This window comes from Actinacidiphila sp. bgisy144 (genome assembly GCF_057708105.1).
Genome location: NZ_JBYIRM010000054.1, coordinates 1 through 23,484 on the forward strand (window position 1 = coordinate 1; position 23,484 = coordinate 23,484).

The 23,484-nt window shown below is 72.9% G+C and carries 22 protein-coding genes; 12 read left to right on the plus strand and 10 right to left on the minus strand.

The window, feature by feature from the left end; translation table 11 throughout:
* Positions 1-33 precede the first annotated feature (33 nt).
* The 3 genes from AC3EVP_RS35435 to ctaC are packed head-to-tail and all read right to left on the minus strand — an operon-like array spanning position 34 to position 3,160.
* The gene (locus tag AC3EVP_RS35435) at positions 34-432 is read right to left on the minus strand and encodes a cytochrome c oxidase subunit 4 (protein ID WP_335974061.1); all 399 of its coding nucleotides are present in this window, start codon (positions 430-432) and stop codon (positions 34-36) included.
* Positions 429-2,171, minus strand: coding sequence for an aa3-type cytochrome oxidase subunit I (ctaD, locus tag AC3EVP_RS35440; protein ID WP_435137521.1), 1,743 nt, complete (start codon positions 2,169-2,171; stop codon positions 429-431). The genes AC3EVP_RS35435 and ctaD overlap by 4 nt, the downstream gene beginning before the upstream one ends.
* Positions 2,168-3,160: an aa3-type cytochrome oxidase subunit II gene (gene ctaC, locus AC3EVP_RS35445; protein ID WP_335974069.1), complete on the minus strand. Its 993-nt coding sequence runs from the start codon at positions 3,158-3,160 to the stop codon at positions 2,168-2,170. Before ctaC ends, ctaD begins: the two co-directional genes overlap by 4 nt.
* Before the next feature lie 314 nt (positions 3,161-3,474).
* Here ctaC and AC3EVP_RS35450 point away from each other — a divergent pair, with 314 nt between their 5' ends.
* Entirely contained in the window at positions 3,475-4,962 is a 1,488-nt protein-coding gene (locus AC3EVP_RS35450; RefSeq protein ID WP_435137525.1) for a cysteine desulfurase/sulfurtransferase TusA family protein, read from the plus strand.
* A gap of 58 nt (positions 4,963-5,020) precedes the next feature.
* On the opposite strand, the gene AC3EVP_RS35455 is transcribed toward AC3EVP_RS35450, so the two are convergent.
* Positions 5,021-5,998: a carbohydrate kinase family protein gene (locus AC3EVP_RS35455; RefSeq protein WP_435137528.1), complete on the minus strand. Its 978-nt coding sequence runs from the start codon at positions 5,996-5,998 to the stop codon at positions 5,021-5,023.
* Positions 5,999-6,169: 171 nt separating this feature from the next.
* Here AC3EVP_RS35455 and AC3EVP_RS35460 point away from each other — a divergent pair, with 171 nt between their 5' ends.
* Both AC3EVP_RS35460 and AC3EVP_RS35465 read left to right on the plus strand, forming a co-directional pair.
* Entirely contained in the window at positions 6,170-6,370 is a 201-nt protein-coding gene (locus AC3EVP_RS35460; protein WP_335974082.1) for a hypothetical protein, read from the plus strand.
* A 115-nt stretch (positions 6,371-6,485) separates the two neighbouring features.
* Positions 6,486-8,057, plus strand: coding sequence for a hypothetical protein (locus AC3EVP_RS35465; protein WP_435137531.1), 1,572 nt, complete (start codon positions 6,486-6,488; stop codon positions 8,055-8,057).
* 137 nt (positions 8,058-8,194) lie between these two features.
* On the opposite strand, the gene AC3EVP_RS35470 is transcribed toward AC3EVP_RS35465, so the two are convergent.
* A complete protein-coding gene (locus tag AC3EVP_RS35470; protein ID WP_202233220.1) occupies positions 8,195-8,548 on the minus strand; it encodes a HesB/IscA family protein in 354 nt (117 codons plus the stop codon).
* Positions 8,549-8,797: 249 nt separating this feature from the next.
* Between AC3EVP_RS35470 and nadA the strand changes: the two genes are divergently transcribed.
* Entirely contained in the window at positions 8,798-9,991 is a 1,194-nt protein-coding gene (gene nadA / locus AC3EVP_RS35475) for a quinolinate synthase NadA (RefSeq protein WP_435137535.1), read from the plus strand.
* A gap of 72 nt (positions 9,992-10,063) precedes the next feature.
* Positions 10,064-10,936, plus strand: a complete 873-nt coding sequence (locus AC3EVP_RS35480; protein ID WP_435137538.1) for a GNAT family N-acetyltransferase — start codon at positions 10,064-10,066, stop codon at positions 10,934-10,936.
* A 30-nt stretch (positions 10,937-10,966) separates the two neighbouring features.
* Here AC3EVP_RS35480 and AC3EVP_RS35485 read toward each other — a convergent pair whose 3' ends face one another.
* Both AC3EVP_RS35485 and AC3EVP_RS35490 read right to left on the minus strand, forming a co-directional pair.
* Positions 10,967-12,058: a nicotinate-nucleotide--dimethylbenzimidazole phosphoribosyltransferase gene (locus AC3EVP_RS35485; protein WP_435137541.1), complete on the minus strand. Its 1,092-nt coding sequence runs from the start codon at positions 12,056-12,058 to the stop codon at positions 10,967-10,969.
* Between the two features lie 678 nt (positions 12,059-12,736).
* Positions 12,737-13,963, minus strand: coding sequence for a bifunctional adenosylcobinamide kinase/adenosylcobinamide-phosphate guanylyltransferase (locus AC3EVP_RS35490; RefSeq protein ID WP_435137544.1), 1,227 nt, complete (start codon positions 13,961-13,963; stop codon positions 12,737-12,739).
* Positions 13,964-14,198: 235 nt separating this feature from the next.
* On the opposite strand from AC3EVP_RS35490, the gene AC3EVP_RS35495 reads away from it, so the two are divergent.
* Positions 14,199-14,447 carry a hypothetical protein gene (locus AC3EVP_RS35495; protein WP_335984146.1) on the plus strand — a complete coding sequence of 83 codons (249 nt, stop codon included), beginning with the start codon at positions 14,199-14,201 and terminating at the stop codon, positions 14,445-14,447.
* Positions 14,448-14,499: 52 nt separating this feature from the next.
* On the opposite strand, the gene AC3EVP_RS35500 is transcribed toward AC3EVP_RS35495, so the two are convergent.
* The 3 genes from AC3EVP_RS35500 to AC3EVP_RS35510 all read right to left on the minus strand — a co-directional run bounded on the left by AC3EVP_RS35500 (position 14,500) and on the right by AC3EVP_RS35510 (position 17,229).
* Complete coding sequence (locus tag AC3EVP_RS35500; protein WP_335984145.1) at positions 14,500-15,609, minus strand: S1C family serine protease; 1,110 nt, start codon at positions 15,607-15,609, stop codon at positions 14,500-14,502.
* Positions 15,610-15,742: 133 nt separating this feature from the next.
* A complete protein-coding gene (locus AC3EVP_RS35505) occupies positions 15,743-16,516 on the minus strand; it encodes a methyltransferase domain-containing protein (protein WP_335984149.1) in 774 nt (257 codons plus the stop codon).
* A 122-nt stretch (positions 16,517-16,638) separates the two neighbouring features.
* On the minus strand, positions 16,639-17,229 hold the full coding sequence (locus AC3EVP_RS35510) for a DUF3043 domain-containing protein (RefSeq protein ID WP_335984144.1): 591 nt from the start codon (positions 17,227-17,229) through the stop codon (positions 16,639-16,641).
* 195 nt (positions 17,230-17,424) lie between these two features.
* On the opposite strand from AC3EVP_RS35510, the gene AC3EVP_RS35515 reads away from it, so the two are divergent.
* From AC3EVP_RS35515 to AC3EVP_RS35540, 6 genes are all read left to right on the plus strand, one after another.
* A complete protein-coding gene (locus AC3EVP_RS35515; protein ID WP_435137549.1) occupies positions 17,425-18,219 on the plus strand; it encodes a PspA/IM30 family protein in 795 nt (264 codons plus the stop codon).
* Positions 18,220-18,252: 33 nt separating this feature from the next.
* A complete protein-coding gene (pspAA, locus tag AC3EVP_RS35520; protein WP_435137552.1) occupies positions 18,253-18,531 on the plus strand; it encodes a PspA-associated protein PspAA in 279 nt (92 codons plus the stop codon).
* 63 nt (positions 18,532-18,594) lie between these two features.
* The gene (locus AC3EVP_RS35525) at positions 18,595-20,016 is read left to right on the plus strand and encodes a sensor histidine kinase (RefSeq protein WP_435137555.1); all 1,422 of its coding nucleotides are present in this window, start codon (positions 18,595-18,597) and stop codon (positions 20,014-20,016) included.
* 10 nt (positions 20,017-20,026) lie between these two features.
* Entirely contained in the window at positions 20,027-20,743 is a 717-nt protein-coding gene (locus AC3EVP_RS35530) for a response regulator transcription factor (protein ID WP_435137558.1), read from the plus strand.
* 217 nt (positions 20,744-20,960) lie between these two features.
* Entirely contained in the window at positions 20,961-22,451 is a 1,491-nt protein-coding gene (locus AC3EVP_RS35535) for an arabinofuranosidase catalytic domain-containing protein (protein WP_435137561.1), read from the plus strand.
* A 101-nt stretch (positions 22,452-22,552) separates the two neighbouring features.
* Entirely contained in the window at positions 22,553-23,425 is an 873-nt protein-coding gene (locus tag AC3EVP_RS35540; protein ID WP_435137564.1) for a hypothetical protein, read from the plus strand.
* Positions 23,426-23,484 lie beyond the last annotated feature (59 nt).

The window sequence follows — 23,484 nt, forward strand, 5'->3', positions numbered from 1 at the left end:
GGTTCGCCGCCCCCCCACCCCCCCCCTGCGCCCTTACTGGGTGCGGTCCTCACCGTGGTAGTACTCGAAGACCCAGCCCCACACGCCGATCAGTATCACCGGCAGTGCGAAGAAGATCAGCCACCAGCCGAAGATGATGCCGAGGAAGGCGAGGCTGCCGCCGACGGCCAGCGCGAGCGGCTGCCAGCTGTGCGGGCTGAAGAAGCCCAGTTCGCCCGCGTCGTCCGCGACGTCGGCGTCCTCCCGGTCCTGGGCGCCGGTGTCGGCCCGCCGGGCGGTGAACGCCAGGTAGAAGCCGACCATGGTGCACAGCGCGAAGGCCATGAACAGCGCCGTGGTGCCGGCCGCTTCCTTGGACCACAGGCCGTAGACGATCGCCGACGCCAGGATGAAGACGGCGAAGCCCAGGAACATCTTGCCTTGGACCTTCACTTGCCGGCCTCCGTCTCATCCGCACCGGACAGCGCCGGGGCCGGTGCAGCGCCGTGGGAGAGCGCGTCCAGAGCGGCGATCTCCGGGTGGTGCAGGTCGAACGCCGGGGATTCGGAGCGAATCCGGGGCAGCGTGAGGAAGTTGTGCCGCGGCGGCGGGCAGGAGGTCGCCCACTCCAGCGAACGGCCGTAGCCCCACGGGTCGTCGACCTCGACCTTCTTGCCGTACTTCGCCGTCTTCCAGACGTTGTAGAGGAACGGCAGGATCGACAGGCCGAGCAGGAAGGAGCTGATCGTGGAGACGGTGTTCAGCGTGGTGAAGCCGTCCGCCGCGAGGTAGTCCGCGTAGCGGCGCGGCATGCCCTCGACACCCAGCCAGTGCTGGACGAGGAAGGTGCCGTGGAAGCCGAAGAACAGCGTCCAGAAAGTGATCTTCCCCAGCCGCTCGTCGAGCATCTTGCCGGTCATCTTCGGCCACCAGAAGTGGAAGCCGGCGAACATCGCGAACACCACGGTGCCGAAGACGACGTAGTGGAAGTGCGCGACCACGAAATACGAGTCCGAGACGTGGAAGTCCAGCGGCGGCGCCGCCAGGATCACACCGGTCAGACCACCGAAGGTGAAGGTGATCAGGAAGCCGATGGACCACAGCATCGGGGTCTCGAAACTCAGTGAGCCCTTCCACATGGTGCCGATCCAGTTGAAGAACTTCACACCGGTCGGTACCGCGATCAGGAAGGTCATGAAGGAGAAGAACGGCAGCAGCACACCGCCGGTGACGTACATGTGGTGCGCCCACACCGTCACGGAAAGGCCCGCGATGGAGATCGTCGCGGCGACCAGGCCGATGTAGCCGAACATCGGCTTGCGGCTGAAGACCGGGATGACCTCGGAGATGATGCCGAAGAACGGCAGCGCGATGATGTACACCTCTGGGTGGCCGAAGAACCAGAAGAGGTGCTGCCACAACAGGGCGCCGCCGTTGGCCGCGTCGAAGACGTGCGCACCGAACTTTCTGTCCGCTTCGAGACAGAGCAGCGCCGCCGCGAGGACCGGGAAGGCGAGCAGCACGAGCACCGCGGTCAGCAGCACGTTCCAGCAGAAGATCGGCATCCGGAACATCGTCATGCCGGGCGCGCGCATGCAGATGATCGTGGTGATGAAGTTGACCGCGCCGAGGATCGTGCCGAAGCCGGAGAGCGCCAGACCCATGATCCACATGTCGGCGCCGACGCCGGGCGAGTTCACCGCGTTGGACAGCGGCGAGTACGCGAACCAGCCGAAGTCGGCCGCGCCCTGCGGGGTGACGAAGCCGCCCACCGCGATGAGCGAGCCGAAGAGGTAGAGCCAGTAGGCGAACATGTTCAGCCGCGGGAACGCCACGTCGGGCGCGCCGATCTGCAGCGGCATGATCCAGTTGGTGAAGCCCGCGAACAGCGGTGTCGCGAACATCAGCAGCATCACGGTGCCGTGCATCGTGAACGCCTGGTTGAACTGCTCGTTGGACAGGATCTGGTTGCCCGGACGCGCCAGCTCGGCCCGCATCAGCAGTGCCAGGACGCCGCCGATCAGGAAGAAGGCGAACGACGTCACCAGGTACATGGTGCCGATGGTCTTGTGGTCGGTGGTGGTGAGCCACGACACCGACATCGAGCCGGGCTTCTTGACCCGGGCCGGGATTTCGTCCTCGTAGGAGTCGTCGGCCTCCGCCGCTCCCTGAGGTTCGTTGAGAATGCTCATGTGGTCTTGGGCTCCGAGTTCTTCGCGTTGCCCGTGGTGGCAATGCCCGACGGCAGGAAACCGGTCTGACCCTTTGCCGCCAGGTCCTTGAGGTGCTGCTCGTACTGCGCCGGCGTGACCACCTTGACGTTGAACAGCATCCGGGAGTGGTCGACACCGCAGAGCTCGGCGCACTTGCCCTTGAAGTCACCGAGGCGGCTCGGCGTGACCTGGAAGTCGTTGGTCTGGCCGGGCACGACGTCCATCTTCATCAGGAAGGGGACGACCCAGAAGTCGTGGATGACGTCACGCGAGGTCAGCACGAACCGGACGGTCTCGCCCTTGGGCAGCCACAGGGTCGGCCCCGGCAGCCCGGTGTCGGGGTCCTTCGAGGCCGCGGTGCCGACGTCGTAGACGCCTTCCTCGCCCGGCTGCCAGTCGAGCTTGTTCTGCGGGATCTCGGAGATCTCCGAGGGCACCTTCGCCGGCGTCGCGGCGTTGCCGTCCACGTTCTCCAGGTAGTTGAAGCCCCAGCTCCACTGGAACCCGACCACGTTGATCACGTGCTGCGGCTTCTTCGAGGTGTCCAGCAGCTTCGACTCGTCCCGCGCGGTGAAGTAGAACAGCACCGCGATCACCAGGATCGGGACGATCGTGTAGAAAGCCTCGATCGGCATGTTGTAACGCGTCTGCGGAGGGACCTCGACCTTGGTCCGGCTGCGCCGGTGGAAGATCACGCTCCACAGGATCAGGCCCCAGACCAGTACGCCGGTCGCCAGTGCGGCGGCCCAGGAGCCCTGCCAGAGGGAGAGGATTCGCGGTGCCTGTTCCGTCGCCGGGGTGGGCATACCGAGGCGGGGGAAGTCCTTGTAGGAGCAACCGGTTGCGGTTGCCAGGACCAGGCCCGCGGCCAGCGCCCGCGGCAGCCATCGCCGCACCGGGCGCCGCGACAATGGGGTACCTCCCACGCCGTCCTGGCCGTGGGGGAGGTCGGAGCCGTTGGGACTCACGTAGCGCCTTCCCGAGAGTCTCGCCCGCGCGTCCCGGGTGTTCCGGCCGTCTGTTGGTCGGTCGGCCCGAGCGCGGGCGCGTAGGTGTGGATGTTTATGCGGCACAAACCCTACTGGACGCTATTTGGAGTCTCGCGGGGAGGGGGGCCAACGCGCCGGGGCGCTCCCCGAAGGGATGGATAAGGGGTGGATCGCGTGCGGATGATGTGCGGTCCGGATCGGGGCGCGGGCCCGGAGTGCCGTCCGGCGCAGCCGTTCTGACGCCGCGCCGAACCGCGCCCTTTTGCGGCGGACCAGCGTTGTAGCGTGCTGCGGTGCCCTACTTCGACGCGGCGTCCGCCGCTCCCCTGCACCCGGTGGCGCGGCAGGCGCTGCTCGCCGCGCTCGACGAGGGATGGGCCGATCCAGCCCGGCTGTACCGCGAGGGGCGGCAGGCGCGGCTGCTGCTGGACGCGGCGCGCGAGGCCGCCGCGGAGGCGGTCGGCTGCCGCGCCGACGAGCTGGTGTTCACTCCTTCGGGTACCCGGGCGATCCACTCGGCGGTGTCGGGGGCGGCCGCGGGGCGGCGCCGGGCCGGCCGCCGGGTGGTGGTGTCGGCGGTGGAGCACTCGGCGGTGCTGCACGCGGCGGAGGCCGTCGCGGGGGAAGGGACCGTACAGGTCGGAGTGGATCGGACGGGGCGGGTGGACCCGGCGCGGTTCGCGGCGGCGCTCACCAGCGGGGCCGGGTCCGGGACTGGGGCCGGGTCCGGGACTGGGGCCGGGGCGGGCGGTGGCACGGCGCTGGCCGCGCTCCAGTCGGCCAACCACGAGGTGGGCACCCTCCAGCCGGTCGCGGAGGTCGCCGACGCGTGCCGCGCGGCCGGGGTGCCGCTGCTGGTGGACGCGGCGCAGTCGCTGGCGTGGGGCCCGGTGGAGGGTGCGTGGTCGCTGCTGGCGGCGAGCGCGCACAAGTGGGGCGGGCCGCCCGGCGTGGGGCTGCTGGTGGTCCGCAAGGGCACCCGCTACGCGCCCCAGGAGCCCGCGGACGAGCGGGAGTCGGGCCGGTCGCCCGGCTTCCAGAACCTCCCGGCGATCGTGGCCGCGGCCGCGTCGCTGCGGGCGGTGCGCGCGCAGGCGGAGGCGGAGGCGGCCCGGCTGTCGGCGCTGGTGGACCGGATCAGGGCCCGGGTGCCGCGGCTGGTGCCCGACGTGGAGGTGGTCGGCCACGACCGGCTGCGCCTGCCGCACCTGGTGACCTTCTCCTGCCTGTACGTCGACGGTGAGGCGCTGCTGACGGGTCTGGACCGGGCGGGCTTCTCGGTCTCCTCGGGCTCCTCCTGCACCTCCAGCACGCTGACGCCCAGCCATGTGCTCAAGGCCATGGGGGTGCTGTCGGAGGGGAACGTGCGGGTGTCGCTGCCCGCCGGCACCGCCGAGGCCGACGTGGACCGCTTCCTCGACGCGCTGCCCGGGGTGGTGGCCGAGGTGCGCGCCCACCTGGACGCGCCGACCACCGTGGGCGGCAAGGGCGTTGGCCCGGTGGAAGCCGGCGGCGACAGCGGCGGGGACAGCGGGCCGGGTGCCCTCCCCGCGGACGAGGGGCTGGTCGTGGACTCGCTCGGCAAGCGCTGCCCGATCCCGGTCATCGAACTCGCCCGGGTGATCGGCGACGTGCCGGTCGGCGGCCTCGTCACGGTGCTGTCCGACGACGAGGCCGCGCGGCTGGACATCCCCGCCTGGTGCGAGATGCGCGCGCAGGAGTACGTCGGCGAGCGCCCCGCCGAGCGCGGCACCGCCTACCTGGTGCGGCGCCGCGGCTGAGCGGGGCGCTTCGGCCCGCTCCCCTCGCGGCTACGCGCGGAGGAGTCGGGGGACGGGGTCAGGCGCCGATGTGCGCGCGCACCTCGTCGGCGGCGGTGTCGCCGTACGCCTTCGCGAAGCGCTCCATGAAGTGGCCGCGGCGCAGTTCGTACTCCTGGGTGCCGAGGGTCTCGATCACCAGGGTGGCGAGCATGCAGCCGATCTGGGCGGCGCGCTCCAGGCCGACGCCCCAGGCCAGGCCGGACAGGAACCCGGCGCGGAAGCCGTCGCCGACGCCGGTCGGGTCGACCTTCGCCTCTTCCTGCGCGCAGCCGACCACGATGTCCGGCCGGCCCTTGCGCTCGATCCGCACGCCCTTGGCGCCGAGGGTGGTGACGCGGTTCTCCACCCGGTCCAGGATCTCCGCGGCGCTCCAGCCGGTCTTGGACTCGATCAGCCCGGCTTCGTACTCGTTGTTGAACAGGTAGGCGGCGCCCTCGACCAGCACCCGGATGTCGTCGCCGTTCATCCGGGCGATCTGCTGGGAGAAGTCGGCGGCGAAGGGAATGGACCGGGTCCGGCACTCCTGGGTGTGGCGGATCATCGCCTCGGGGTCGTCGGCGCCGATGGAGACCAGGTCCAGGCCGCCGATCCGCTCGGCGACGTGCTGGAGCTCGATCAGCCGCGCCTCGCTCATCGCACCGGTGTAGAAGGAGCCGATCTGGTTGTGCTCGGAGTCGGTGGTGCAGATGAAGCGCGCGGTGTGCAGCACCTCGGAGATCCGCACCGAGTCGGTGTCCACGCCGTGCCGCTCGAGCCAGGACCGGTACTCGGCGAAGTCGGTGCCCGCCGCGCCGACCAGGATCGGCTTGGTGCCCAGCTGGCCCATGCCGAAGCAGATGTTGGCCGCGACCCCGCCGCGCCGCACGTCCAGCGCGTCGACGAGGAACGACAGCGACACCGTGTGGAGCTGGTCCGCGACGAGCTGATCGGCGAACCGTCCGGGGAAGGTCATCAGGTGGTCGGTGGCAATTGATCCGGTGACGGCGATGCGCACGACAGTGGCTCCCTGAAAGACGGCGTTTGGGGACCCTAACGCTACAGGGGGCGCCGCCCCGGACGGCTCGGACGGCGATATCCCCGGGACGGCGGCGAACCGCTCGGCACCTCCCGAAACTACCGGTTGGTAGACCTTTGTCCGGCGGGCGAACGTGCCTAGGGTCGAAGTATGAGCACTCCCCGTACCACTCCGTACACGGAGAATCCCGAGAGCATGGCCGAGCTGCTCGGCGACTGCCACCGCACCGCGGCGCACTGGAAGGCCGCGGCGCCGGCGGGTCCGCGGCCCGAGCCGGTGCGCCCGCCGGGCATCCACGTCCCGCCGACGTCGGTCGCCGCCGTACGGGAGATGGGCGAGTACGGGGCCTGACGGCGCGGGCGCGGCGGGCCCCGCTGACCCGGCCCTCACCCGAACGGTGGAACCGCTTCGCGCCCCGCCACGTCACAGGTGCACCTGACGGTCGAGAGAGCCGAAGGAGCACCCAGTGAGCAAGGAACGCGACGACGGCGCCACCGAAAGCACCGCCCCGGGCCCGGGCGACGCGGAGCACACGGCCGACGCGCAGCACCCGGCCGAGGCGGAACACCGGGCGGAACACCTGGTCGAGGCAGCACACCCGGTCGGCGCCGGGGACATGGCAGCAGCGGATCACCCGGACCGCGGTGAGCGGCCCGCCCGCAAACCGCGGTGGGCGGTCGCGGCGGTCGTGGCGGCCGTCCTGGTGGCCGGGGGCGGCGGCGCCTGGTGGGCGACGGCGGCGGGCGGAGGCGGCAGCACCGCCTCGACCCCGCTGCGGATCGACGGACCGGTGGGCGTGGCCTCCTCCACCTCCGACGGCGGCTCGGGCCCCTACCACCTGACCGGCACCCTGCCGAAGGGCCCGCAGAAGGCCGCGGTGTACGCCCCGTCCGGCAGCGTGGCGCGCGCGGACGCGACGCGCCTGGCCGGGCTGCTCGGGCTGTCCGGCGGCGTGCGGTCGGAGAACGGTTCATGGCGGGCGGGGGCGGCGGCCGGCGCCGACGCGCCGTCGCTGGTGGTGAGCAAGGCCGCGCCGGGCACCTGGTCGTACTCCGCGGGCGGCACGCCGACGACCGGTACCCGCGGCGGCGGTTCGGACGCCTCCCCGGTGCCGGCGGCGAAGGCGAAGGCGGTGGCCGCGCCGGTGCTGAAGGGGCTCGGCCTGTCCGGCGCGAAGGTGGACGCCTCCACCGCGGTCGGCGCGATCCGGACGGTGACCGCGGACCCGGTGGTCGGCGGCGCACCGACGCACGGCTGGACCACTTCGCTCCAGATCGGCGCGGACGGGCGGATCGGCAACGGCTTCGGCCGGCTGTCGGACCTGGCGAAGGGCGACACGTACCCGGTCGTCAGCGCCGCGACCGCGCTGAAGGAGCTGAACTCCTCGACCACGATCATGCACCCGGGCGCCGTCAACGGCGGCGCGGTGACCCGCTCCGGCACCGCGGGGGCCTCAGGGAGCGCGGGGACCACCGGCACCCTGCCGGGCGGCGGCACCGAGCAGCGGACGGAGGTGCGCGGTGCGACCTTCGGCCTCGCGCTCCAGTACGTGGCGGGCGTCCAGACGCTGGTGCCGGCCTGGCTCTTCACCACCGCGCCGGAGGGGGCGACGCACACCTCGGTGGTGGCGCAGACCGCGGTCGACCCGCGCTACATCACCAGCGGCGTCCCGTCGAGCACGCCGCCGTCCGGGGCGACGTCCCCGACGCCGTCGGTGAACCCGGGCGGACCGATCCTGCCCACCCCGACGGGCCCGACCGGCTCGACCGGCCGGACCGTGCACCGCGTGCCGGTGCAGTCGTACACCGTCTCCGGCCGCACCCTCACGCTGGTCTACGAGGGCGGCGGCTGTGACACGTACAAGGCGTCGGCGAGCGAGAGCGGCGACCAGGTGCGGGTGTCGGTGGTCGCGACGCCGAAGAGCGGGGTGTGCCCGATGTTCGTCACGTCCCTGCACCAGACGGTGACGCTGACGGCGCCGCTGGGCAGCCGCACGGTGGTGGACGCCTCGAACGGCCAGTCGCTCAGCGGCCGCTGACCTCTCGCCGGCACCCGCCACCAGGACCGGCCGGGCGGCTGCCGCGGCCGGCCGGACAGGACGAAGCGGCGGCGCCCATGGGGGGTGCCGCCGCTTCTGGGGTCCTCAGCCGGGCCCCGCGGGGCCCGGCCGGCGACTCAGTGGAAGGAGTCGCCGCAGGCGCAGGAGCCCGTGGCGTTCGGGTTGTCGATCGTGAAGCCCTGCTTCTCGATGGTGTCCACGAAGTCGATGGAGGCGCCGCCCAGGTACGGGGCGCTCATCCGGTCGGTGACGACCTTGACGCCGTCGAAGTCCTTCACCACGTCGCCGTCGAGGGCGCGCTCGTCGAAGAACAGCTGGTAGCGCAGGCCCGAGCAGCCGCCGGGCTGGACGGCGACCCGCAGCGCGAGGTCCTCGCGGCCCTCCTGCTCAAGCAGGCTCTTGACCTTGGCGGCGGCAGCGTCGGACAGGAGGATGCCGTCCGTCGTGGTGGTCTCGTCCTGAACCGTCATGTGCTTCACTCCCGGGTTGTACGGACTGCTGGCTGTCGATGACTAACCGACGCCGTTTCGGATTCATTCCGGGTCCGCGGCGACTTGTTCCTCACTCGTCCCCCCATCGTCGCACACGCCCGCTGAATGCCCAGCGGTATGCGTCACACTGACGAAACGGGCATCGTCAACCTGACGCGAACCGGTTATGATAGATAGCGTCAAGTAGACGAAAAGGTCTGCGCGCTGCGAAGAAAGGGCTACGAGCCCGTGACCACCACACAAACGCCGACTGACCGGACCGACCCGCTGGACGTCCGGCCCACGCCGCTCGCCCTGCTGCTGCTCGGGCGGGAGTCCGACCCGCGCAGCGAGCGCGGCGTCGACTGCCCCGGCGACCTGCCCGCGCCGTCCGACCCCGACCTGGTGGCACGTGCCCGGGCCGCCAAGGCGCGGCTGGGCGAGCGGGTCTTCGTCCTCGGCCACCACTACCAGCGCGACGAGGTCATCGAGTTCGCCGACGTCACCGGCGACTCCTTCAAGCTCGCCCGCGACGCGGCCGCCCGGCCCGACGCCGAGTACATCGTCTTCTGCGGCGTGCACTTCATGGCCGAGTCCGCGGACATCCTCACCTCGGACCGCCAGCAGGTGATCCTCCCCGACCTCGCGGCCGGCTGCTCGATGGCCGACATGGCCACCGCCGAGCAGGTCGCCGAGTGCTGGGACGTGCTCGCCGACGCCGGTGTCGCCGGCACGACCGTCCCGGTGGCATACATGAACTCCTCCGCGGACATCAAGGCCTTCACCGGCCGGCACGGCGGCACCATCTGCACCTCGTCCAACGCGCGGCGCGCGCTGGAGTGGGCGTTCGAGCAGGGCGAGAAGGTGCTCTTCCTGCCCGACCAGCACCTCGGCCGCAACACCGCGGTCCGCGACATGGGCCTGTCCCTCGACGACTGCGTGGTCTACAACCCGCACAAGCCCGGCGGCGGGCTGACCGCCGAGCAGCTGCGCGCGGCGAAGATGATCCTGTGGCGCGGGCACTGCTCGGTGCACGGGCGCTTCTCGCTGGAGTCGGTGGAGGACGTGCGGGCCCGTATACCCGGGGTCAACGTCCTGGTGCACCCCGAGTGCAAGCACGAGGTCGTCACCGCCGCGGACCACGTCGGCTCCACCGAGCACATCATCAAGATGCTCGACGAGGCGCCCACGGGCTCCGCGTGGGCGCTGGGCACCGAGCTCAACCTCGTGCGCCGGCTGGCCGCCGCCCACCCCGACAAGCAGATCGTCTTCCTCGACAAGACCGTCTGCTTCTGCTCCACCATGAACCGCATCGACCTGCCGCACCTGGTCTGGACGCTGGAGTCGCTGGCCGACGGCAAGCCGGTCAACCGCATCCAGGTCGACCCCGAGACCGAGCACTTCGCCAAGGCCGCACTGGAGCAGATGCTCGCCCTGCCGTAACCGCCCCCGCGTAACGCGCCTGTCCGGCACGGAAGTTGTACCGGCGCCCGCTCGTCGTCGCATGATGGAACGGTGATTCTTCGCCCCGTACGCGACGACGAGCAGGACGCCGAGGTCGTACGGGAGGTCGCGGCGGCCGCGTTCGGCGTGCCGCGGTCCCTGGACGGCGGGCAGGCGACGGACGAGGCCGCGCGGACCGCCCGGCAGCACAGCCGCGTCCGGCACCTGGCCCGCAGCGACCCCGGCGGCTGCTGGATCGTCGAGGACGAGACCGCCGGGCCGGTCGGCGCGGTGCTGTCCGCGCGGCGCGAGGGCACCTGGTCGCTGTCGCTGCTCGCGGTCGTGCCCGGCGCGCAGGGCAAGGAGGTCGGCAAGGCGCTGCTGGCCCGTGCCCTGCACTACGGGCGGGCGTGCCTGCGCGGCATCGCGTGCGCGCCGGGCGACCCGGTGGCCGCGCGCACCCTGCGCCGGGCCGGGCTGACCCTGCATCCGACGCTGCGGCTGTCCGGGCCGGTGGACACCGCCGGGCTCGATCCGCTGGACGGCGCCGTCCACCAGGGCTCGGCGCGCCACCGCGACCTGATGGACTCCGTGGACCGGCGCACCCGGGGCGGCGCGCACGGGCCCGACCACGAGGAACTGCTGCGGCACAACGCGCTGTTCGTCGTGGACGACCTCGCGGGCAGCGGCTACTGCTACGCCCGCGCCGGGCATGTGGAGGCGCTCGCGGCGACCTCCCGGCGGCTGGCCACCCGCCTGCTCACCGCCGCGCTCGTCGCCACTCCCCCGGGCGGCTCGGCCCGTGTCACCCACGTCAACGCCGAGAGCCAGTGGGCGCTCGACGTCGCCGTCGCGGCGGGGCTGGCCATATCCAACGACGGCTTCCTGTGCCTGCGGGGGCTTCGTCCGCCCGAACTGGCCGTCTTCTCCCGTACGTTGCCGTGACCGGCGCCCCCCGGTGAGGCGCGCCGTCCCTCAACCGGCGGACGGGGCCTGCTCGTCGGGGGTCCGTCCGTCGGGGGTCCGTCCGTCGGGGGCGAGCCCGGCGGAGAGCGCCGCGGCGGCCTGGAGCAGGGGCAGGGCCATCAGGGACCCGGCGGCTCCCCCGACGGCCACCGCGCGGTCCAGGAGCGGTTCCAGGGACACCCGGTCCAGCGCCTTGGCCTGCCCGGCCTCACCGGTTGCGGCGCCGGCCACCCACCAGTCGGGTGCCCGGAAGGCGACGCGCTGCGCGACCAGCGCACAGGCCGCGCCGACCACCCCGTCCAGGACGACCGGCAGCTTCCGCACCGCGGCCTGGAGCAGGAAGCCGGTGATCGCGGCGAAGTCGGCGCCGCCGACCGCGCCGAGCAGCGCCAACTGGTCCCCCAGCACCGGCCGCGCCCGGCGCAGCCCGTCCCGGATCGCGGCGCACTTGCGCATCCACGCGAGGTCGTCGATGCCGGACCCGCGCCCGGTCACGACGGAGGCGTCCGTACCGCAGAGCGCGGCGATCAGCACGCCCGCGGCCGTGGTGCCGCCGACGCTGAGGTCCCCCAGGAGCACCAGGTCCGTGCCGGAGTCGGCCTCCTCGTCGGCCAGCGCCAGCCCGGTACGGAACGCCTTCTCCGTCTCCTCCGGGGTCAACGCGTCCTCGATGTCGAGGCGGCCCGAGCCGCGCCGCACCCGGTGGGCGGTGACCGCGGCGGGCAGCTCCGCCGGGTCGCAGTCCACCGCCATGTCGATCAGGCGCAGTTCCGCGCCGTACTGCCGGGCCAGGATCGCGGCGGGCGAGATGCCCTCCAGCGCGGCCCGGACCAGTTCCACGGTGCTGCCCGCCGGGCGGGCCGACACCTCGAGCCCGGCCACTCCGTGGTCGGCCGCGAACACCAGTGCCCGGGGGCGGACGATCGGCCGCGCCACCGGTGTGCCCTGCACCGCGGCGAGCCAGTCGGCCAGTTCGGCCACCCGGCCCAGGCCGCCGGACGGTCGCACCAGGCCGCTCCAACGTTCCTGCGAGTCCCGACGCACGCCCGCGTCCGGCCGCTCCACCAGGGCCCCGAAGTCGTCCAACTCAATCCCACTCACCCGCCGAACAGTACCGGTCCGCTGCGCTCGGCCGCGCGGACCCTCCACGGTCCCCTGTCCCCCGGTCCCGGGACCACCTCCCGGTGGGTGGGTACCCCTCCGCGGGGTGCGCTCGCTGGGCCCCCGGACCACCCCGGCAGGTGGGTGCCCCTCCGGCGCGGTGCGATCGGTGGGTGCCGGGATCTTGAGGGTGCGTCGTGGCCGGTCGCGCAGTTCCCCGCGCCCCTGGGCTCGCTCGGCCCTCCCCGCGGACGCCCCACGGTCCCCTGTCCCCCGGTCCCGGGACCACCTCCCGGTGGGTGGGTACCCCTCCGCGGGGTGCGATCGGTGGGTGCCGGGATCTTGACGGTGCGTCGTGGCCGGTCGCGCAGTTCCCCGCGCCCCTGGGTCTGCTCGGCGCTTCCCGCAGGAGAAGGGTGCGCCCCGGAGGGGCGCGGGGAACTGCGCGACAAGCCACCGCGAACCGCAAGGTCCCGTAGCCCCGCGGACGGGGCAACCCGGGGGAACCCACCCACCAGCAGGCAGGCCCGGCACCCACCGAACACACCACCCCGGAAGGGGAACCCACCCACCGGCAGGCGGGCGCGGCACCCACCGAACACACCGCCCCGGAGGGGGACCCGCCCACCGGGAGGTGGTCGCGGGGCGGACGGGGCGGGGGAGCCCGGGGGGATGGGGTTACCGCAGAGGCATCGACATTCCGGCGACGGTGAGGAGGACGTGGTCGGACTCGGCGGCGACGGCGGCGTTGAGGCGGCCGAGGGCGTCGCGGAAGCGGCGCCCGGAGGCGGTCGGGGGGACGACGCCGGAGCCGACTTCGTTGGAGACGGCGACGACGGTGCGGCGGGTGGCGCGCCAGGCGGCGCGCAACGCGTCGATACGGGCCCCGACGGAGTCGCCCGCATGCTCGCGCCAGTTCTGGTCGTCCCAGGCGCCGGCCTCGTCCATGACGTGGGTGAGCCACAGGGAGAGGCAGTCGATGAGCAGGGGCGGCCCGGAGCCGTCCGCGAGCAGCGGCAGCAGGTCGCAGGTCTCGGCGGTGCGCCAGGCGGCGGGCCGCCGCTCGCGGTGGGCGGCGACGCGTTCGGCCCACTCGGCGTCGCCGTCGCGGGTGCCGCCGGTGGCGACGTAGAGGACGTCGGGGAAGGCGGCGAGGCGGCGTTCGGCCTCGGCGGACTTGCCGGAGCGGGCACCGCCGAGGACGAGGGTGCGCCGGGGCAGGTCGGGCACGTGGCGGTAGTCCCCGACGGTGAGGGTGGTGCCGTCGGGCACCGCGCGGGCGCCGAGCGCGGCGAGGCGGCGGTCCAGTTCGGGCCCGGGCGGCGCCTCGTGCCCGAGGTGCACCGCGACGACGTCCGTCGTCCCGGCCACCGCGCCGGCCGCACGCAGCCGCGCGAGGGCGTCGGGCCGCCCGACGACGTCGAGCAGCACCAGGTCGTACGGCACGGCGGCCGCGCCCTCCACCCCGTGGTTGCCGTTGTCCGCCAGGCCCGCGGGAGCGCACCCGGGCGGCAGGTAGAGCGCGCGCAGCCCGTCCGGCGACTCGACCTCGTACCCGGTGCCGAGGGCGTCGGTCGCCACGGCCCGCACCCGGTGCCCGGTGAGCACCGGCAGCTCCCGCCCGTCGGGCACCCGGGCGGGCGCGGGCAGGCCCGGGGGGATCTCGACCGGCGGACCGTCGTGCGGGTGGGACAGCAGGACGAGGCGCAGCCCGCCCAGGGTCCGTCCGGCGCGGGCCGCGGCGAGCGCGACGCCGGGCAGGAGGTCGAGCAGCACCGCACCGTCGACGAGCACCGACGTGGCGCCGCGTGCCCTGTCCCCTGTGGCGAGGGCGCAGACGGCGCAGGGGCAGTCGGGCACCGGCAGGCCGTCGGGTCCGCCGGTGCCGAGCAGAGTCAGTTCCACGGCACGATCGTCTCGTGCCTGCCGGGCCCGGGCGCGCGGGGGCCGTCCAAGCGGCTGCCGGGGGCCGCGCCGGACATGGCGCCGGGGGCTGCGCCGGGAGCCGGGACCCGTGCCGACTTGGGGGCGCCCTCTCGACGGCTCCGGGACGCGCTGGAAGGATCATCGGTGCCCCGGCGAATCGTGCCTATACGCTTCCTGGGCACTGTTCTCCCATTCCCGGACCGAGGAGCAGCACATGGCGTGGACGTGGCGGTTCGAGGCGGCTGACGGCTCCGAGGTGGAGCCTTCGGTGGAGCCGGAGGAGTTCACCACTCAGGGCGACGCCGAGTCGTGGGTCGGCGAGGTCTGGAAGGAGCTCGCCGCCGGCGGTACCGAGCAGGTCACCCTCTTCGAGGACGGCACGCGCGTCTACGGCCCCATGAGCCTGGCGGCCGCCGACGCCGAGCCCGACCCGGCGCCCGCGCCCGACCCGGAGGAGTCCTGACGTCCTGACGCCCTGAGGGGCGCGGGCGCGGAGGGCCGGCGCGGGCGGCAGGTCAGCTCAGCGATCCGAGGGTGACCTGGACGCTCTTGGTGGCGGTGTCCCGCACATAGGTGACCGTGGCCTTGTCGCCGGGCTTGAGTCCGGCCAGCACCTCGGTGAGCGACTGCACCGTGGTGATCGACGTCGACCCGACCTTGGTGATGACGTCGCCGGCCTTGAGCCCGGCCTTGGCCGCGGCGCCGCCGTTCGTCACGCTGACGATCGCGACGCCGGCCGGCTGGGAGTCCAGGCCGACGACCCCGCGGACGGTCACGCCGAGCGCGGCCCGCCCGGAGTCGGTGACCTTCCCGTTCTTGATGATCTGGTCGGCGATCCGCTTGACCGTCGAGGAGGGGATGGCGAACCCGATGCCGGGCGCCGCGCCGCTGCCCAGCTGCGGGTCGGTGGCGGCGAGGGTCGGGATGCCGACCACCTGGTTGTCGAGGTTGACCAGCGCGCCGCCGCTGTTGCCGGGGTTGATCGCCGCGGAGGTCTGCACCATGTCGGGGATGGTGGCGCCGGTGCCGCCGCCGGAGCTGCCGGAGCCGCCCTCGCTGACGGTGCGGCCGGTCGCGGAGACGATGCCCTGGGTGACGCTGCTGGACAGCCCCAGCGGGTTGCCCATGGCGAGCACGATCTCCCCGACCGCCGCGGTACCGCCGGGCGCGAAGGTGGCCGGCTTGAGGCCGCTGGGCACCGAGGAGAGCCGGATGACGGCGAGGTCGCTCGCGGGGTAGGACGACACGAGCTTGGCGGCCAGCGGGCTGCCGCCGGTGGCGAGGGACACCTCGAAGGAGGTGGCGTTCCCGATGACGTGCGCGTTGGTGACGATGTCGCCCTTGCTGTCGTAGACGACGCCGGAGCCGAGGTCCTGCTTGGTGGTGATCTGCACGACCGAGGGCAGCACGTTCTTCACGGTGCTCTGGTAGGCGCTCTGGAGGCTGTCGGACGACCCGGCCCTGTCCACCGCGGCCTTGGCGGCGGGTGCCTGGGCGCCGGAGTCGGACGCGGTACCGGACGGGCCGCACCCGGCGGCGAGCAGCACGGCGGCGCAGGCCGCGGCGGTACCGGTGGCGGGCAGCAGGAGGCGGCGGCGGGGGCGGTCGTTGCGCGATCGACTCATGTCGGAATTGTCGCTTTCGCCGCACCGCGCGGCGCGGCCCGGACCGCCAATCGGGTCGTACGACCGGTGACGCCCGCCGGGTCAGGTCCCGTGCCGGATCAGGCCCCGCACCCGGGTCAGGCCCCGCGCCCGGTCAGCCGCGGACGCCGCACAGGTGCAGCAGCGCCGCCACCGAGCGGTACGGGTCGGTGCGGCCGGCCCGCTCCTCCGCCGCGATCAGCAGTTCCATCTCCTGCGGGTCGGCCGGGCCCGCCGCCTGGTCGGGCACGGTGTCGGTGAAGACCCGCACCCCGTACCAGGCGCGCAGCGGCACCCCGATGCCCTCCAGCACCGCGGTCAGCGCCGCGCGGCGGTCGGCGCGGGTGCTCAGGCCCAGCCGGTTGGTGTAGGCGTCGGAGCCGAAGGCGCCCAGCGCGGCGCCCCAGTCCCCGAACAGGCCCGGGCGCATGGCGAGCGCGTCGCCGTTGCGCACCAGCAGGCTCAGCATGCCGCCGGGGGTGAGCACCCGGGCGAGCGCGGCGAGCAGTGGCTCGGGGTCGGCGACGTACATCAGCACGCCGTGGCAGAGCACCACGTCGAAGCAGGCCGGGCCGAAGTGCCGGCCGGTCTCGCGGCCGTCGCCGCGCAGCACCACGAACCGCTCGCGCACGTCGGCGGGCTCGGCCGCCACCGTGTGCCGCAGCGCGGCCAGCATCGACGGATCGGACTCCAGCCCGGTCACGAGGTGGCCGAGCCGGGCCAGCCGCAGCGACTGGGTGCCCTGGCCGGGGCCGATGTCCAGCACCCGCAGCCGGCGCCGGGCGTGCGCGCCGGGCGACTGCGGGAAGCACGCGGCCAGCTGCTCGTCCAGCTGCCGCGCGACCAGCTCCTGGCGGACGGTGTTCCGCAGTCCGCCGAGCCCGGCCAGCCAGCTGCCCGCGCCGCCCGCGAAGCCGCCGGCACCGGGCCGGACGCCTGGCACACCGGCGCCGGACGCGGCGCCGCCGTAGCCGTAGTCGTCGTAGTCCGCCGGGCCCCCGTGCCCCCCGGTCAGAGTTTGGTGCCGCGGCTGACCTGCGGCTTCGGCAGCCGCAGCCGCCGCATCTGGAGCGTACGCATCAGGCCGTAGGCCACCGCGCCCTTGGTGTTCTTGCCCTCGAAGCGGCGCCGCAGCTGGCGGCGCAGCAGCACGCTGGTCACCACCGAGTCGATCACGATCGCGACGATCACGACCAGCCACAGCAGCAGCGACAGGTCCTGCATCGAACCGGCGACGCTCAGCACCAGGATGACCACCGCGAGCGGCAGGAAGAACTCCGCGACGCGGTAGCGGGAGTCGACGTAGTCCCGGACGAACTTGCGCACCGGGCCCTTGTCGCGCGGCGGCAGGTACCGCTCGTCGCCCCCGGCCAGCGCCTGGCGCTGCTTGGCCATGTCCGCCCGGCGGGAGTCGCGCGCCTGCCGGGCCGCGGATTTGCGGTCGGTGGGCGTGGTCACCGCCTTGCGGCGCTGGCTCTGGGCCTCGCTGCGCTTGGGCGTGGGCCGGCCCTTGGGGGCCTGGGGGTCACGCGGCTGGTCCTCCAGCAGCGCCGTGGTGCTGGCGCTCTGGGACTGCTCATCTTGGGAACGACGTCGGAACACAACTCCAAGGTTACGTGCTCGCGGCGCCGCACCCCAGCCCCTCACCTACTCCTTGGGCGCTAGGTCGCCGAACCGTGATCGTCCCTGGGGATGAGCACATCCGGTCCCGAACAGTGCGGTAATGGAACCGAGGCCCGTAGGCTGGTGTCTGTAGACGTGCTGGAGCAGTTGCCGAGAAGGGGGCGCGCGAGGCCCATGAGCGGTGTCATGAAGCGGATGGGAATGATCTTCCGCGCGAAGGCCAACAAGGCCCTGGACCGGGCCGAGGACCCGCGCGAGACCCTCGACTACTCGTACCAGAAGCAGCTCGAACTGCTGCAGAAGGTGCGCCGCGGGGTCGCCGACGTGGCCACGTCCCGCAAGCGGCTGGAGTTGCAGCTCAACGAGTTGCAGAAGAAGTCGTCCACCTACGAGGACCAGGGCCGCAAGGCGCTCGCGCTCGGCCGGGAGGACCTGGCCCGTGAGGCGCTCTCGCGCCGGTCCGCGCTCCAGCAGCAGGTCACCGACCTGGAGACGCAGCACACGCAGCTCCAGGGCGAGGAGGAGAAGCTCACGCTCGCCTCCCAGCGGCTCCAGGCCAAGGTGGACGCCTTCCGGACGAAGAAGGAGACCATCAAGGCCACCTACACCGCCGCCCAGGCGCAGACCCAGATCGGCGAGGCCTTCTCCGGCATCTCCGAGGAGATGGGCGACGTCGGCATGGCGATCCAGCGGGCCGAGGACAAGACCGAGCAGCTGCGCGCGCGGGCCGGCGCCCTCGACGAGCTGATGGCCTCCGGTGCCCTGGACGACCCGAGCGGCCTGGGCAAGGACGACCTCCAGGCGGAGCTGGACCGGCTCTCCGGCGGCAGCGACGTCGAGCTGGAGCTCCAGCGGATGAAGGCCGAGCTGGCCGGCGGCAGCAGCAGCACCCCGGCGATCGAGGGCGGCCAGAACGGCCAGGGCGCCCAGGGCCAGCCCCAGGACCGGCCCCGGTTCGACAAGCAGTAGGCACTGGACCGCACCGTCACGGAGGAGGCCGTCATGATCGTACGGATCATGGGGGAGGGCCAGGTGCGGGTGGACGAGTCCCACCTCACCGAGCTCAACACGCTCGACAACGAACTGCTCGCCGCCGTCCAGTCCGGCGACGAGCCCGCTTTCCGCCGCACCCTGGGCGCCCTCCTCGACGGCGTCCGCGGATTCGGCGAGCCCCTTCCCGACGACGCCCTGCTCCCCTCCGAGCTCATCCTCCCCGCCCCCGACGCCACCCTGGAGACGGTCCGCGCCATGCTCGACGACGACGGCCTCATCCCCGGCTGACCAGGGACGGCGGGCCGGCGGGGGCGGCCTGGCACCCAGGTGGCGGGGTTACCGTTGCTGACCGTGCAGTACCCATCGGGAGTCCTCGCACCGTGGCAGTGGCTGCGGGCGCACCACAGCACGGCCGACGCCGCTCTCGCGTCGGCCGTGTTCGTGCTGATCCTGCTGAGCAGCGTCCTCGGCTCGGACACCTACCAGCTGACCGCGGTCGACGTCGGCCTCGCCGCGCCCGCGTGCGCGTCGCTGTGCCTGCGCCGCACCGCACCGTGGTCGGTGCTCGTCTTCACCTGCGCGCTGTCCGCGCTGTTCATCGCGCTGCGCCCGGCCGACGGCCGGGTCCCGGTGATCCTCGCGGCGGCGATGGCGCTGTACACGGTCGCGGCCAGGACCGACCGCCACACCACGTGGCTGACCGGGCTCGCGGTGTGCGTCGGCCTGACGGCGCTGGCGATGTCCTTCGGCAACGGCCCCTGGTACGGCCAGGCGAACTTCGCGGTCTTCGCCTGGACCGGGATGGCCGCCGCGGCCGGTGACGCCGTCCGCAGCCGCCGCGCGTACATCGCCGCGATCAAGGAGCGCGCCGAGCGGGCCGAGCGCAGCCGGGAGCAGGAGGCGCGGCGGCGGGTCGCGGAGGAGCGGATGCGGATCGCCCGCGAGCTGCACGATGTCGTCGCCCACCACATCGCGCTGGTCAACGTGCAGGCGGGGGTGGCCGCGCACGTCATGGACTCGCGTCCGGACCAGGCCAAGCAGGCCCTCGCCCACGTCCGGGAGGCCAGCCGGACCGCGCTGGCCGAACTGCGCACCACCGTGGGGCTGCTGCGGCAGTCCGGCGAGCCCGAGGCGCCGATGGAGCCCGCGCCGGGCCTGGCGGTGCTCGACCAGTTGCTGGACGGCTTCCGGCGGGCGGGGCTGCGCGTCACCGTCGAGTGCGACGGCCACGAGCGCCCCGGGCCGGACGGCGAGGAGCCGGCCGCGCTGCCCGCGTCGGTGGACCTGACCGCCTACCGGGTGATCCAGGAGTCGCTGACGAACGTGCAGAAGCACGCCGGCCCGCGGGCGGGCGCGGTGGTGCGGATCAGCCGGGCCGACGGCGAGCTGCGGGTCGTGGTCGACGACGACGGCGTGCCGGAGGCCGCGCCCGGGGCGCCGCCGCTGTTCGGCGGGCCGCTGCCGGAGCCGGACGGCGGCGCGGGGCGGGAGCGGGCGGAGCGCGACCGTACGGGGCGGGAGCGTACGGCTGCGGCCCAGGACCGTACGGGGGCGGGTGCGGGTGCGGGTGCGGGGGCGGGGGCGGGTGCGGGTGCGGGTGGCGACTCCGGTGCCGGCTCCGGCGGCGGGCACGGGCTGCTGGGCATGCACGAACGCGCCTCGGCGCTCGGCGGGGTCTGCCGCACCGGCGCCCGGCCCGGCGGCGGCTTCCGGGTGTCGGTGCGGCTGCCGCTGGCGGTGCCCCCGCACGGGTCCGCGGCGCCGTCCCCGTAACCTGACCGGTATGGCGCTCCCTCCCGATCACCCGGCACCGCCCGCGCCCGAGACGGTGAAGGTGCTGATCGCCGACGACCAGGCACTGCTGCGGGGCGCGTTGCGCGTCCTGGTGGAGTCCGAGCCGGACATGGCCGTGGTGGGCGAGGCGGCGGACGGCGCCGAGGCGGTGCTGCTGGCGCGGGCCGAGCGGCCGGACGTGGTGCTGATGGACATCCGGATGCCGGGCACCGACGGGATCGCGGCCACCCGGGAGATCGTCGCCGACCCCTCGCTCGCCGGTACCGCGGTACTGGTGCTGACCACCTTCGAGGCGGACGAGTACGTGGTGCGGGCGATCCTGGCCGGGGCCTCCGGGTTCCTCGGGAAGGGCGCGGAGCCGGACGAACTGCTCTGCGCGATCCGTACCGTGGCCAAGGGTGAGGCGCTGCTGTCCCCCGCCGCCACGAAGAGCCTGATCTCGCGGTTCGTCGCCCAGCAGCACGGCGCCGACGACGAGCCGCGCACCGTGCCGGGCATGGACACCCTCACCTCGCGGGAGCGGGAGGTGCTCGTCGAGGTCGCCGGCGGCCTGCCGAACGACGCGATCGCCGCCCGCCTCGGGGTCAGTCCGCTGACCGTCAAGACGCACATCAACCACACGATGGCCAAGCTCGCCGCCCACGACCGCGCGCAACTCGTCGTGGCCGCCTACGAGTCGGGGCTCGTCCGCCCCCAACGCCCCTGAGTTGCACCGGCGGTCCAGCAGTCCGGCCGACGGAAACCCACAGATTCGGACAGCTGATCGCGCTCCCAAAAAATGAAAGCAACAAATATTGACCGAACCAACCAGCGCGCGTACCTTCCGAGCGAGCCGTCAAGCGCCGCCGGGACGCACGTGAACTCGGCGGTCGGCGCGGCCTGTTGAAGCAAGCTCCACCACCCCCCACCTCCAGGAGCGAGCCATGCAAAGAGTCTCCGCCGCGCCCGCGGGACGCCGCCTCGTCCCACGGCTGCGCGCCGCCCTGATGTCGGCCGTCGCGGCCCTCGCACTCGTCCTCGGCGCGCTGATCGGCCTGCCGGGCACGGCCGCGCACGCCGCCGGCTCGCTGCCGTGCGACATCTACGCCGCCGCCGGCACCCCCTGTGTCGCCGCGCACAGCACCACCCGCGCGCTGTTCGCCTCGTACAACGGCCCGCTGTACCAGGTGACACGCTCCTCCGACGGCGCCAAGACCGACATCGGCCTGCTCGCGCAGGGCGGTTACGCCAACGCGGCCGCGCAGGACAGTTTCTGCGCGGACACCACGTGCAGCATCAGCAAGGTCTACGACCAGACCTCGCGGCACAACGACCTCAACCCGGGTCCGGCCGGCACCGCCGGCAGCGCCGACCGCGGCGCGGACGCGAGCGAGCTGTCCGTCACCGCGGGCGGGCACAAGGTCTACGGCATCTGGATCTCGCCGGGTGTCGGCTACCGCTCCAACGGCGCCGCGTCCGGCACCGCCGTCAACGGCCAGGCCGAGGGCGCCTACATGGTGGCCAGCGGCACCCACGTCGGGTCCGACTGCTGCTTCGACTACGGCAACGCCGAGGCCACCGCCTCCGACACCGGCAACGGCCACATGGACGCCGTGTCCATCGCCACCACCTGCTACTTCTCGCCGTGCACCGGCTCGGGCCCCTGGGTCGAGGCGGACATGGAGAACGGCATGTTCCAGGGCGACAACGGCTCCAACACCGCCAACGCCGGGAACAGCAGCGCCTTCGTCACCGCGGTGCTGAAGAACAACGGGCAGACGACATACGCCCTGAAGGGCGGCAACTCCCAGTCCGGGGGCCTGTCGACATGGTGGAACGGGTCGCTGCCGACCAGAGGCGGCTACATGCCGATGCACCAGGAAGGCGGGATCATCCTGGGCACCGGCGGTGACAACAGCAACCGCAACAGGGGCACCTTCTTCGAGGGCGTGATGGTCTCGGGCTACCCGACCGACGCGGCCGAGAACGCGGTACAGGCGAACGTGGTGTCCGTCGGGTACTCCGGTGAGACGAACGTGCCCAACGGCAACCAGGGCAACATCATCGGCCCGGGCGGCCAGTGCGTGGACGTCGCGGCCGACGACACCGGGACGGACTACTCCGCGGTGCAGCTGTGGAACTGCCAGTCCTACGCCGAGGACCAGTTCTGGACCCACCACACCAACGGCTCGCTCAGCACGATCGGCCGCTGCCTCGACATCAACGGCAACGGCACGGCCAACGGCACCCAGGTCGAGCTGTGGGACTGCAACGGTGTCGGCGGCCAGGTGTGGCAGCAGCAGTCCGACGGGTCGCTGCTCAACCCGCAGTCCGGCCGCTGCCTCGACTCGCCCAGCGGCGCCACCGCCAACGGGACACGGCTCCAGATCTGGGACTGCAACGGCTCCGCGGCGCAGAAGTTCGCACTGCACTGACCGGAGCCTTTGAGCGGACGAATTGCCCGAATCGAAAGACCATGCGAAATACCGCCGGATAACCATTTCCGCACAGGAACGGCCCGCTACGTTCTGTGCGCATGGTCACCTCGTCACATGAGGCGATGCACCGGATCTTCCAAGAGGACGCCGGCATCTTCGCCCGGACCTTCGACCGGCTCGGCCTCCCCTTGGCCGAGCCGGTCGCGGTCTCCCTGCTGTCGCCCGACGCCACCGAGCTCATGCCGGTCGAGCGCCGTATCGACACCCTCCTCCAGATCGACAGCGCCGACGGCGAGAGCTATCTGCTCGCCATCGAGTCCCAGCGACGCAAGGACGCCGGCAAGTGCGCCAGTTGGGCGTACTACCTCAGCTACCTGCACACCAAGTACGGCAAGCCGGCGGTCCTCCTGGTCACCTGCCAGGACGAGCGGACGGCCCGCTGGGCCGAGGGGCCCTTCCACTACGGGATACCCCAGTGGCGCAGCATGACCGTGCGCCCCCTCGTGCTCGGCCCCCACAACGTCCCCGTCATCACCGACCCCGACGACGCCGTCCGCGACATCCCGCTCGCCGTCTTCTCCGCCATCACCCACGGTCACAGCCGCGACGCGGATACCATGTTGAAGGCACTGAGCTCCGCGCTCCGGACGCTCGACGACGACACCGCGACGATCTTCCGCGAACTCACCGAACTCGGCCTGGGCACCGGCCCGGCAGCACAGATTTGGAAGGACCTCATGGCCATCGACACCTCCTTCTTCCGCTCCGCTTCCTCCCAGAAGCTCCGGGCGGAGGGCATTACGCGGGGTCTGTTCATTCTCGTCGAATCCCGTGGGATCACCCTCACCGACGAGCAGCACGCGAAGGCCGCCGCGTGCGAAGACCCCGCCGTGGTCGACGTGTGGTTCCGCCGCGCGCTCACCGCGACGACGGCCGAGGAGATCTTCGGCGAGGAACCCTTGGACGGGTGAACCCCCTGCGCGGTCCCGGCGGTGGCCGTCTTCCTTGGGGGGAGGCGGGCGCTGGGCTG

Excerpts from the sequence above, each read along its gene's own strand:
- AC3EVP_RS35530 (WP_435137558.1), top strand. The coding sequence starts at position 20,027 with ATGGCGCTCCCTCCCGATCACCCGGCACCGCCCGCGCCCGAGACGGTG.
- AC3EVP_RS35540 (WP_435137564.1), top strand. The coding sequence starts at position 22,553 with ATGGTCACCTCGTCACATGAGGCGATGCACCGGATCTTCCAAGAGGAC.
- AC3EVP_RS35495 (WP_335984146.1), top strand. The coding sequence starts at position 14,199 with ATGGCGTGGACGTGGCGGTTCGAGGCGGCTGACGGCTCCGAGGTGGAG.
- pspAA (WP_435137552.1), top strand. The coding sequence starts at position 18,253 with ATGATCGTACGGATCATGGGGGAGGGCCAGGTGCGGGTGGACGAGTCC.
- AC3EVP_RS35460 (WP_335974082.1), top strand. The coding sequence starts at position 6,170 with ATGAGCACTCCCCGTACCACTCCGTACACGGAGAATCCCGAGAGCATG.
- AC3EVP_RS35470 (WP_202233220.1), bottom strand. The coding sequence starts at position 8,548 with ATGACGGTTCAGGACGAGACCACCACGACGGACGGCATCCTCCTGTCC.
- AC3EVP_RS35535 (WP_435137561.1), top strand. The coding sequence starts at position 20,961 with ATGCAAAGAGTCTCCGCCGCGCCCGCGGGACGCCGCCTCGTCCCACGG.
- ctaD (WP_435137521.1), bottom strand. The coding sequence starts at position 2,171 with ATGAGCATTCTCAACGAACCTCAGGGAGCGGCGGAGGCCGACGACTCC.
- AC3EVP_RS35515 (WP_435137549.1), top strand. The coding sequence starts at position 17,425 with ATGAGCGGTGTCATGAAGCGGATGGGAATGATCTTCCGCGCGAAGGCC.
- AC3EVP_RS35500 (WP_335984145.1), bottom strand. The coding sequence starts at position 15,609 with ATGAGTCGATCGCGCAACGACCGCCCCCGCCGCCGCCTCCTGCTGCCC.